The organism is Pantoea sp. R102, assembly GCF_004916815.1.
Lineage (GTDB): Bacteria > Pseudomonadota > Gammaproteobacteria > Enterobacterales > Enterobacteriaceae > Pantoea > Pantoea dispersa.
This window is the reverse complement of record NZ_SDFT01000267.1, coordinates 1-9,646: the sequence shown is the minus strand read 5'-3', so window position 1 is coordinate 9,646 and position 9,646 is coordinate 1. Positions and strand designations below refer to the sequence as shown.

At 60.0% G+C, this 9,646-nt stretch carries 12 protein-coding genes and 1 other annotated feature; all 12 genes read right to left on the bottom strand.

What is annotated here, in order from left to right:
* A partial coding sequence (locus ERD80_RS21390) for a succinylglutamate desuccinylase/aspartoacylase family protein (protein ID WP_136548465.1) occupies positions 1-720 on the bottom strand: 720 nt, incomplete at its 3' end.
* A 112-nt stretch (positions 721-832) separates the two neighbouring features.
* Positions 833-1,630, bottom strand: a complete 798-nt coding sequence (locus ERD80_RS21385; protein ID WP_021509348.1) for an ABC transporter substrate-binding protein — start codon at positions 1,628-1,630, stop codon at positions 833-835.
* 66 nt (positions 1,631-1,696) lie between these two features.
* On the bottom strand, positions 1,697-2,173 hold the full coding sequence (locus tag ERD80_RS21380; RefSeq protein WP_072209928.1) for a YbaK/prolyl-tRNA synthetase associated domain-containing protein: 477 nt from the start codon (positions 2,171-2,173) through the stop codon (positions 1,697-1,699).
* A 105-nt stretch (positions 2,174-2,278) separates the two neighbouring features.
* Positions 2,279-2,890 carry a bifunctional phosphoribosyl-AMP cyclohydrolase/phosphoribosyl-ATP diphosphatase HisIE gene (gene hisIE / locus ERD80_RS21375; RefSeq protein ID WP_136548463.1) on the bottom strand — a complete coding sequence of 204 codons (612 nt, stop codon included), beginning with the start codon at positions 2,888-2,890 and terminating at the stop codon, positions 2,279-2,281.
* A complete protein-coding gene (gene hisF, locus ERD80_RS21370) occupies positions 2,884-3,660 on the bottom strand; it encodes an imidazole glycerol phosphate synthase subunit HisF (protein WP_021509351.1) in 777 nt (258 codons plus the stop codon). The genes hisIE and hisF overlap by 7 nt, the downstream gene beginning before the upstream one ends.
* A complete protein-coding gene (gene hisA, locus ERD80_RS21365) occupies positions 3,642-4,379 on the bottom strand; it encodes a 1-(5-phosphoribosyl)-5-[(5-phosphoribosylamino)methylideneamino]imidazole-4-carboxamide isomerase (RefSeq protein ID WP_132466783.1) in 738 nt (245 codons plus the stop codon). Before hisA ends, hisF begins: the two co-directional genes overlap by 19 nt.
* Positions 4,379-4,969, bottom strand: coding sequence for an imidazole glycerol phosphate synthase subunit HisH (gene hisH, locus ERD80_RS21360; RefSeq protein ID WP_010617671.1), 591 nt, complete (start codon positions 4,967-4,969; stop codon positions 4,379-4,381). The genes hisA and hisH overlap by 1 nt, the downstream gene beginning before the upstream one ends.
* Positions 4,969-6,036 carry a bifunctional histidinol-phosphatase/imidazoleglycerol-phosphate dehydratase HisB gene (gene hisB / locus ERD80_RS21355; protein ID WP_136548461.1) on the bottom strand — a complete coding sequence of 356 codons (1,068 nt, stop codon included), beginning with the start codon at positions 6,034-6,036 and terminating at the stop codon, positions 4,969-4,971. The genes hisH and hisB overlap by 1 nt, the downstream gene beginning before the upstream one ends.
* Positions 6,033-7,109, bottom strand: a complete 1,077-nt coding sequence (gene hisC / locus ERD80_RS21350) for a histidinol-phosphate transaminase (protein ID WP_136548459.1) — start codon at positions 7,107-7,109, stop codon at positions 6,033-6,035. Before hisC ends, hisB begins: the two co-directional genes overlap by 4 nt.
* Positions 7,106-8,413 carry a histidinol dehydrogenase gene (hisD, locus tag ERD80_RS21345; protein WP_021509356.1) on the bottom strand — a complete coding sequence of 436 codons (1,308 nt, stop codon included), beginning with the start codon at positions 8,411-8,413 and terminating at the stop codon, positions 7,106-7,108. Before hisD ends, hisC begins: the two co-directional genes overlap by 4 nt.
* Before the next feature lie 3 nt (positions 8,414-8,416).
* The gene (gene hisG, locus ERD80_RS21340) at positions 8,417-9,316 is read right to left on the bottom strand and encodes an ATP phosphoribosyltransferase (RefSeq protein ID WP_031280070.1); all 900 of its coding nucleotides are present in this window, start codon (positions 9,314-9,316) and stop codon (positions 8,417-8,419) included.
* 54 nt (positions 9,317-9,370) lie between these two features.
* Positions 9,371-9,492: a sequence feature (His leader region), on the bottom strand.
* A complete protein-coding gene (gene hisL / locus ERD80_RS21335) occupies positions 9,468-9,515 on the bottom strand; it encodes a his operon leader peptide (RefSeq protein WP_100396937.1) in 48 nt (15 codons plus the stop codon). It overlaps the preceding feature by 25 nt.
* Between the last annotated feature and the right edge of the window lie 131 nt (positions 9,516-9,646).

Sequence of the window (9,646 nt, the reverse complement as noted above, 5' to 3'; positions counted from 1 at the left end):
CAGCGTCACCGGCAGCAGGCCGCGCGGCATTGGGTAGTCTTTGCCAAAACGCTCAGCCAGCGTCAGCCAGGGTTCGCAGCAGGCTTCATCAAAAGGCTCACCGCCGGAGATCTGCGCCAGTAGCTGCACTTCACTGCCCAGCCAGCGCGCCAGTGGCTCAATCTCCGGCCAGGCGTGCGGTGTGGTGTAAAGATGCGGCAAGGCATCCCAGTCGCAGTGCAGGTCAATCATCAGGTCGGCCTGGCTGGCCATGCGCATCAGGGTGAAGCGCTGGGCTTCCAGTTCGCTTTTGGCGATGCGGTCGCGGTAGTGACGATCGATGGCGTCGCGAATCAGTCGTTTGTTTTCATATTCACTCTGTGTCAGCGATCCCGCCAGTTCAGCCGCCAGCGTATCGCCCAGCGCCGGGAAGCGACGGTTAAAATCCTGACCAGAAAGAGTATGAAAACGTCCGAGATGAGTGCCGTGCCAGTGCTGACCCAGCGCGAGCGGATTCGCGACCGGCACCAAAGTGACTTTGGCTTTTAGCTTGCCCGCCGACTCCAGCGCCAGCAGCTTCTGCTTGAGATACCACGCCACTGCCATGCCCGGCAGCTCATCGCCGTGCAGCGCCGCCTGAATATACACCCGCTGCTGTGAGTCGGTGCCAAAGTGGAAGCTGACAATTTCCCGCTGGGTGCCCAGCGTCGCGCTTAACAAAGGATGATGTTGTTGTTGCATAACGCAGTCGATGTCCTGTGTCTGGGGCACGCTCGTGGCCGCGCCGCATGAAATTGATGAAGGGAATTATAGTTCTGCTGGAAAAAGGGCGGCAAATGCGCCGCCCCATCGATCACTGTTTAATAGAGATATCCGTTGCAAAATACTTCTTCTGCAAGGTATCAAAGGTACCGTTCTTTTTGATCTCCGCGAAAGCATTGTCCAGCGCGGTTTTTAATTCGGTGTCGCCTTTGCGCAGGCCGATGGCGGTGCCGGGGCCGATAATCGGATCCTGCACAATCGGGCCAGCCAGCTCGAAATCTTTGCCCTGCGGATGCTTCAGGAAGCCGTTCGCGGCCTGTGCGGCATCGGTGAACACCACGTCAAGACGTCCGGAAATCAGGTCGCTCTCAACCTGTGCCTGATCGCCATACGGCACCACGTTCACGCCGTGCGGCTGCCATTTCGCCAGCGCGTAGCGCTCCTGCACGGTGCCCTGTTCCACGCCCACGGTTTTGCCTTTCAGCGATTCCGCGGTGGGCAGCAGGCCGGAGCCTTTACGCGCAATCAGCTGGGTGTGGGTGTCATACAGCGGCACGGTGAAGTCGATCTGCTTCAGACGCTCTTCGGTGATGCCCATATCCGACAGGATGGCGTCAAACTTACGCGCCTTCAGCGCCGGGATCATGCCGTCGAACTGGCTCTCGACCCACACGCATTTGGCCTGCATCTGTGCGCACAGCGCATTGCCGAGGTCGATGTCAAACCCGACCAGCTTGCCCTGCGGCGTCTTGGATTCAAAAGGGGGATAGGTAGGATCAACGGCGAAACGCACCTGATCGATTTTTGCCTGAGCGCCGAACGCGCAGCCTGCCAGCACAGCCAGTGCCAGCGTCTGGCGCAGACGGGCGGTAAAACGGGAACTTGCCATAGTTGCGGTCTTCTTTTGTCGTGATGATAAGTCATCGAGAGTACCGCTCAGCGTGGTGTATGGCAATTAGAGTATTATTTTCATCACGTTACCATTATGCAGTGCGCGGTAATCCTCCACCTGCAGTACCACCGACTTCTCCAGCAGCCCGGCGTTAAAGGCAATTTCGTCGTAGCGCTCGAACAGCAGCGGGTCGACCACCAGCTGTAAATCCGCATGAAAGCTAAACGGCGGAATCGCGCCAAACACGCAGCCGGTCAGCGCATCCACTTCAGCCGGCGAGGCCAGCGAGGCGCGACGGCCACCCACGGCGGCTGCTACTTTACTCAGGTCGGCCTGCTGGTCGGCTGGCAGCACTGCCAGTACATGCTGTTTGATGCCGTTGCCCTTGACGTGACACACCAGCGCTTTGGCACCTTGTCCCACTTCCGTGCCACGAATCGCGGCCACGGCTTCACACTTTCCGGTCGCTTCATGCTCCATGAGTCGGTAACGGGCGTTGTGCTGATCGAGCAGGGCGAGCAGTTTTTCATGCGTGGTCATGGGGGTTTCCATTCTGATGAAGCGCAATTGATCGCACTCTTTTGCGAAGTATGCTGCTCAAAATCGAGCCAGAAAGCCCGTTTTGAGCAGCATGGCGCACAATTGTTACTTATGGCGTGCGCGCAGGTTGTTGATGATGGTGCTGAGGTCCAGCTCCTGATCCTGCAGCAGCACCAGCAGATGGTACAGCAGGTCGGAGGCTTCGTTAGTCAGTTCATGGCGGTCATTGACGGTAGCGGCCAGCGCGGTCTCAACACCTTCTTCTCCCACCTTCTGTGCAATGCGCTTGGTGCCGCTGGCGTACAGCTTCGCCGTATAGGAACTGGCCGGATCGGCGCTTTTACGCGAGGCCAGCAGCTGCTCCAGCTGATACAGGAACGTCCAGTCCGGTGCGGCAGGCGAAAAGCAGCTCGAGGTACCGAGATGGCAGGTGGGGCCAATCGGATTGGCCAGCACCAGCAGTGTGTCGTTATCGCAATCCGGCGTGATGCTGACCACTTTGAGGAAGTGGCCCGACGTTTCGCCTTTGGTCCATAAACGGTTTTTGGTGCGGGAGAAGAAGGTGACGTTGCCGTCGGCCAGCGTCTTGTGCAGCGCGTCCTCGTTCATATAACCGTGCATCAGCAGTTCGCCGGAGACGTTGTGCTGGACGATGACGGGCATCATGCCCGCGGTTTTGGCCCAGTCCAGTCTGGCCAGTTGTTCTGCAGTTAACACGCGCGAATCTCCACACCGTTGTCGATCAGGAAGTTTTTCAACTCGCCGATATTGATAATTTGTTTGTGAAACACCGAAGCCGCCAGCGCGCCGTCGACGTTTGCCTGCTCGAAGGCTTCGAGGAAGTGCGCCATGGTTCCTGCACCGCCGGAAGCGATCAGCGGCACCTTACACACGTCACGCACCTTCTTCAGCTGCACCAGGTCGTAGCCGTTACGCACGCCGTCCTGGTTCATCATATTCAGTACGATCTCGCCGGCGCCCAGCTTCTGCACTTCCTCTACCCAGTCCAGCGTTTCCCATTGGGTGACGCGGGTGCGCGCTTCGTCGCCGGTATACTGATTGACGTGATACTTGCCGCTGGCTTCATCAAACCAGGTATCGATGCCGACCACGATGCACTGCACGCCGAAGCGATCCGCCAGCCGGGTAATCAGCGTTGGATCGGCCAGCGCGGGCGAGTTGATGGAGATCTTGTCCGCGCCAAACTGCAGAATGCGCGCCGCATCTTCCGGGGTTTTGATGCCCCCGGCGACGCAGAACGGAATATCGATCACTTCCGCCACGCGCGATACCCAGCTTTTATCCACCACGCGGCCGTCGGAAGAGGCGGTGATATCGTAAAACACCAGTTCGTCAGCGCCTTCCTGGGCATAGCGCTGCGCCAGCGGTACGATGTCACCAATGATTTCGTGGTTGCGGAACTGCACGCCTTTCACTACTTGCCCGTCACGCACATCCAGACAGGGGATTATCCGTTTTGCCAGCATGCAATTGCCTCCGCTACCGTAAATTTATCTTCCAGCAGGGCGCGACCGACAATCACACCCTGGGCACCGCTGCCGCGCAGGGCAGCGATATCGTCCAGTGAACCGATGCCGCCGGAAGACTGGAACGCGATGTCCGGAAACGCCTGGGATACTTCCTGATACAGCGCCACATTGGAACCGCTCAGCGTGCCGTCGCGCGAAATATCAGTGCACAGCACATGTTTCAGGCCCACCGGCTGATACCAGCCAATCACCTCTTCCAGCGTCACGCCTGCGGCTTCCTGCCAGCCGCTGATCGCCACTTCTTTGCGATTGCTGGCGTCAATGCGCACATCGAGCGCCAGCACAATGGCGTCGGCACCGAATTCGCTAAACCAGCCTTTCACTTCTTCCGGCTGCTTGACTGCGGTGGAGCCAACCACCACGCGCGTGGCGCCGGCTGCCAGCAGGGCGGCCACATCGTCACGATGACGAATACCGCCGCCAACCTGTACCGGCACGCTGACGCCGCGTAAAAGCGTGGTCAGCAGCGGGATCTGGCGCTTTGCCGGATCTTTCGCCCCGGTCAAATCCACCAGATGTAACACTTCCGCGCCCTGGCGTTCATAATCCTGCAGGCGCGGCAGGGGATCGTTGCCGTAATCGCGCTGCTGGCCGTAGTCACCCTGATGCAGGCGCACCACTTTGCCGTCAATCAAATCTAATGCGGGGATAATCATCACATCTCCAGGAAGTTTTTCAGCAGCTGCGCGCCGGCTTTACCCGAGCGCTCCGGGTGGAACTGCACGCCGAAGAAGTTATCTTTCTGCAGGGCGGCGGTGAACGGCAGGCCATAGTCGCACTGGGCGATGGTGGCGGCATTCACCGGCATGGCGTAGCTGTGCACAAAGTAGAAGTAGCTGCCGTCCGGAATGTTGCGGAACAGGTGATTGCCGGCCTGCGCGGTGATCTGGTTCCAGCCCATGTGCGGCAGCGGTAAACCCTGGGTATCCATCAGCGATACCGGCTCATCAACGATGCCCAGCGTGCTGACGCCGCCGTTCTCATCGCTGCCGCGTCCGAGCAGCTGCATGCCGAGACAGATGCCGAGCACCGGCTGGGTGCAGGCTTTCACCAGCTCGATCAGCTCGCGCTCCTGCAGCTGGTCCATCGCCGCCCGCGCAGTACCGACGCCGGGCAGAAACAGTTTGTCGGCGCGCAGCACCACGTCCGGATCGCGGCTCACCGCAGGCGTGTAGCCGAGGCGCTCAATCGCCCACTTAACCGAAGAGAGGTTGGCGCAGCCGGTATCAAGAATCACCACGTTCATTACAGCACTCCTTTCGAGCTCGGCAGGGTGTTGCCCTCAACGCGAATTGCCTGACGCAGCGTGCGGCCAAAGGCTTTGAACAGGCTTTCTACGCGGTGATGATCGTTGCGGCCTTTGGTTTTCAGGTGCAGCGTGCTCATCATGGCGTAGGACAGCGAGCGGAAGAAGTGCTCGACCATTTCGGTGCTCAGGTCGCCAACGCGCTGATAGCTGAACTCGGCTTTGTATTCGAGGTGCGGACGGCCGGAGATATCCAGCGCGCAGCGCGCCAGGCACTCATCCATTGGCAGCACGAAGCCGAAGCGGCCGATGCCGCGCTTGTCGCCCAGCGCCTTTAGCAGCGCTTCGCCCAGCGCCAGGCCGGTATCTTCCACCGTGTGGTGATCGTCAATATACAGGTCGCCTTTCACCTCAATGTTCATGCGGAAGCCGCCGTGCACGGCGATCTGATCCAGCATGTGATCAAAGAAGCCGACGCCGGTGTTGATTTTGCTGCCGCCTTCGCGATCCAGCCACACTTCCACTTTAATCTGCGTCTCTTTGGTGTTGCGGTTCACCAGCGCGTGACGATCGCGTTTGGTCAGGCGCGCCTGAATCGCGTCCCAGTCTTCGCCTTCCGCACCGTAGCGCAGGCCCTGAATACCCATGTTCTGCGCCAGCTGGATGTCGGTCAGACGGTCGCCAATCACATAGCTGTTGGCGGTATCGAGCGCGCCGTCGGCCAGCCAGGCTTCGACCATTTTGGTCTTTGGCTTGCGGCAGTCGCAGTTCTCTTCCGGCAGATGCGGGCAGATCAGGATGTCGCTGAAGTTCACGCCCTGTGAGCGCAGGATCTGCATCATCAGGTTGTGCGGGCCGTCAAAATCGGCCTGCGGGAAGCGCTCAGTGCCGAGGCCGTCCTGGTTGGTGATCATCACCAGCTTATAACCCGCCTCCTGCAGCGCCAGCAGGGCCGGGATGGCGTTCTTCTCAAACGCCAGCTTCTCCATACGGTCCACCTGAAAATCCGTCGGCGGCTCAGAGATGAGGGTGCCATCGCGGTCGATAAAAAGGATCTTCTGACTCATGCTTGCTCCACAGATAAGGCTTGCAGCGCGGCGATCAGGCGCTCGCACTCTTCACGGGTGCCGATGGAGATGCGCAGACATCCCGCCAGGCCAGGGTTTTTGTTTTGGTCGCGCAGAATAATGCCCTGATCCCACAGCGTTTTAAACACTTTTGGCGAGTCGATGAAGCGCGCCAGAATATAGTTGGTTTCGCTCGGGAAGACCTGCTGCACTACGCTCAGCTGCGGCAGCTGTTCGCACAGCCAGGCGCGGTTGTCGTTGAGCTGCTGCGCGTGCTGACGCATCAGCGCGATGCCTTGCTCGCTCAGCGCCTGCGCCGCCACGTCGGCCACCGGCGTCGCCAGCGGGTAAGGTGCAATCACCTTCAGCAGCAGATCGATCACCGGCTTGTTGGCCAGCGTAAAGCCGCAGCGCAGGCCAGCCAGCGCAAAGGCTTTCGACAACGTGCGCAGAATCACCAGGTGCGGGAACTCCTGCAGCCAGCCGGCCAGCGTTGCTTGCGGGCAGAACTCGATGTAGGCTTCGTCGGCGACCACCAGCGCTTTGCCGGCGGTCATCGCCAGCAGCTGGCGAATGTCATCCTGATTAATCAGATTGCCGGTCGGGTTGTTCGGGCTGCACATGTAAACCACTTTCACGCCGTCCAGCTGGTCCGCGATGGCGGGCAGGTTGAGCTGCCAGTTGTCCAGTGCCGGCACGGTGCGGTACTCAATGCCGATGGTTTCGGCGCTGACGCTGTACATGCCGTAGGTCGGCGGGCAGAACAGAATGGCGTCTTTGCCCGGCTCGCAGAAGGCGCGCATCAACAGCTCAATCCCTTCATCCGCCCCGCGGCTCACCAGCACCTGCTCCGGCTGGACGCCGGCATAGGCGGCGTAGCGCGAAATGACTAATTTGGGCTGGCACTCCGGATAGCGGTTCAACGTCTGCTGCGACAGTTCAAACGGCACCGGCAGCGGAAATTCGTTCGCATTCAGCCATACGTCACCGTTGCCACCGAGGCGACGAGCAGACTGATAGGGCGTCAGCGCGCGCACGTTGGCGCGGGCTAAATCTTCAACGTTGTTGCTCATGCTTGCTCCTTCAGGGCGGCGACGCGCAGGGTCACGGCATTTTTGTGCGCGTCCAGCTGTTCCGCGGCGGCGAGGGTTTCAATGGTGGCGGCGAGGTTGAGGAAGCCCTGCGGCGTCAGCTCCTGGACCGTCATGCGTTTCTGGAAATCGGCCAGCCCAAGGCTGGAGCAGGTCGCGGTGTAGCCATAGGTCGGCAGCACGTGGTTAGTGCCGGAGGCATAATCACCGGCGGATTCCGGCGACCAGTCGCCGAGGAACACCGAACCGGCGCTGGTGATCTCCTCAACCAGCGCGCGCGGCTGGCGCGTCTGGATAATCAGGTGCTCCGGGCCGTACTGATTGGAGATTTCCACGCACTGCGCCAGATCCTGCGCTACGATCAGGCGGCTGCTCTCCAGCGCCTGACGTGCCGTAGCGGCACGCGGCAGCTGCGCCAGCTGTTGTTCAACCGCCAGCGCCACGCCTTCGGCCAGCTGTAGTGAAGGCGTCAGCAGGATCACCTGGGAATCCGGACCGTGTTCGGCCTGCGACAGCAAATCTGAAGCGACAAATGCCGGCGTCGCGCCTTCGTCGGCAATCACCAGCACTTCAGACGGACCGGCAGGCATGTCGATCGCTGCGCCGTCGAGACGCTGGCTGACCTGACGTTTCGCTTCGGTCACGTACGCGTTGCCCGGGCCAAAAATCTTGTCTACTTTCGGTACGCTTTCTGTGCCGAAGGCGAGGGCGGCAATCGCCTGCGCGCCGCCGACCTGAAACACTTCCTGCACGCCGCACAGCTGCGCCGCGTAGAGAATTTCATCGGCAATCGGCGGCGGCGAGCACAGTACCACGCGGCCGCAGCCGGCAATGCGTGCCGGCGTTGCCAGCATCAGCACGGTGGAGAACAGCGGCGCGGAGCCGCCGGGAATGTACAGGCCGACCGACTTCACCGGACGGGTGATCTGCTGGCAGCGCACGCCCGGCTGGGTTTCCACGTCCACCGGCGGCAGAATCTGCGCGTTGTGGAAGGTTTCGATATTCGCCATGGCGTCTGCCATCGCCTGTTTTAAGCTGTCGCTCAGTCGCTCGCCGGCCGCCTGCATCTCAGCCGCGGACACGCGCAGATTCTCCACCTGGGCTTTGTCGAAGCGCGCGCTAAACGCCCGCAGCGCCGCGTCGCCCTGCTGTTTCACCTGCACCAGCACGTCCTGCACGGTGGCGCTGATGCTGGCCGATGCCGAGATTGCCGGACGCTGCAGCAGCGCCTGCTGCTGTTCGGCACTACACGCCTGCCAGTCGATAGGTTGCATGATTGCGCTCATCGGTTACTCCAGCATTTTTTCAATTGGCAGCACGAGGATCGAACTGGCGCCCAGCGCCTTCAGTTTTTCCATGGTTTCCCAGAACAGCGTTTCGCTGCTCACCATGTGCATCGCCACGCGACTCACTTCACCGGCCAGCGGCAGCACGGTAGGGCGCTCGGCACCCGGCAGCAGGGCGATAACCTCTTCCAGCCGCTCGCTCGGCGCGTGCAGCATGATGTATTTGGATTCACGCGCTTTAATCACGCCCTGAATACGCGTCATCAGCGTGTCCACCAGCTGCTGTTTCGCCGCTGGCAGTTCGCCATCGCGCTGAATCAGCACCGCTTTGGAGCGGTAAATCACCTCGACTTCACGCAGGCCGTTAGCTTCCAGCGTGGCGCCGGTGGACACCAGGTCGCAAATGGCATCGGCCAGACCGGCGCGCGGTGCCACTTCAACAGAGCCGTTCAGCAGGCAGGATTTAAACGCGATGCCTTGTTTATCAAGGTATTTCTTTAGCAGGTGCGGGTAAGAGGTGGCGATACGGGCATTATTCAGGCATTGCGGACCGGTGTACTCGGCATCGACCGGCATTGCCAGTGACAGGCGGCAACCGCCGAAATCGAGGCGGCGCAGCGTAAAGTAGCGCGGGTCTTCGCCCTGTGCGCGGCGCGTCAGCAGCTCCTCTTCCAGCACGTTTTCGCCAACGATACCGAGGTCGACCACGCCATCCATCACCAGGCCAGGGATATCGTCATCGCGCACGCGCAGGATGTCGATCGGCATGTTCTCCGCAAACGCAATCAGACGCTGCTGCTGAAGGTTAATTTTAATACCGCAGCGTGCCAGCAGTTCGCGTGATTCATCACTTAAACGGCCGGATTTCTGCATAGCTATGCGTAAACGGGTGTTATCTAACATGGTTCCTGTCCTCTTATTCAATCCTGTCTGAAGCGTTTTGGGTTGCGTTCGCCCATAAAAAAACCCCCGGAAGATGATCTTCCGGGGGCTCTCTTTGCGCTCGCACCACTGGAAGATCCTAAACGTCTTCCAGCACACATCGCCTGAAAGACTAGTCAGGGTGATGGTGATGATGGTGGTTGAACTGAACGCGTGTCATAAAAAATTCCGTTGCTGAATGAGTATTCATTTGCGTGCTGATTAACCTAACGAAGATGGCGGCGCTTGGCAACCCTTTTTTAACGTCAGTTTTCGCAACCTTCGGCAACAGTTTGCGCTGGTCTGGCTGGC

Coding starts and splice junctions, on each gene's coding strand:
- ERD80_RS21385 (WP_021509348.1), bottom strand. CDS start 1,630: ATGGCAAGTTCCCGTTTTACCGCCCGTCTGCGCCAGACGCTGGCACTG.
- ERD80_RS21380 (WP_072209928.1), bottom strand. CDS start 2,173: ATGACCACGCATGAAAAACTGCTCGCCCTGCTCGATCAGCACAACGCC.
- hisF (WP_021509351.1), bottom strand. CDS start 3,660: ATGCTGGCAAAACGGATAATCCCCTGTCTGGATGTGCGTGACGGGCAA.
- hisG (WP_031280070.1), bottom strand. CDS start 9,316: ATGTTAGATAACACCCGTTTACGCATAGCTATGCAGAAATCCGGCCGT.
- hisB (WP_136548461.1), bottom strand. CDS start 6,036: ATGAGTCAGAAGATCCTTTTTATCGACCGCGATGGCACCCTCATCTCT.
- hisC (WP_136548459.1), bottom strand. CDS start 7,109: ATGAGCAACAACGTTGAAGATTTAGCCCGCGCCAACGTGCGCGCGCTG.
- hisH (WP_010617671.1), bottom strand. CDS start 4,969: ATGAACGTGGTGATTCTTGATACCGGCTGCGCCAACCTCTCTTCGGTT.
- hisD (WP_021509356.1), bottom strand. CDS start 8,413: ATGAGCGCAATCATGCAACCTATCGACTGGCAGGCGTGTAGTGCCGAA.
- hisA (WP_132466783.1), bottom strand. CDS start 4,379: ATGATTATCCCCGCATTAGATTTGATTGACGGCAAAGTGGTGCGCCTG.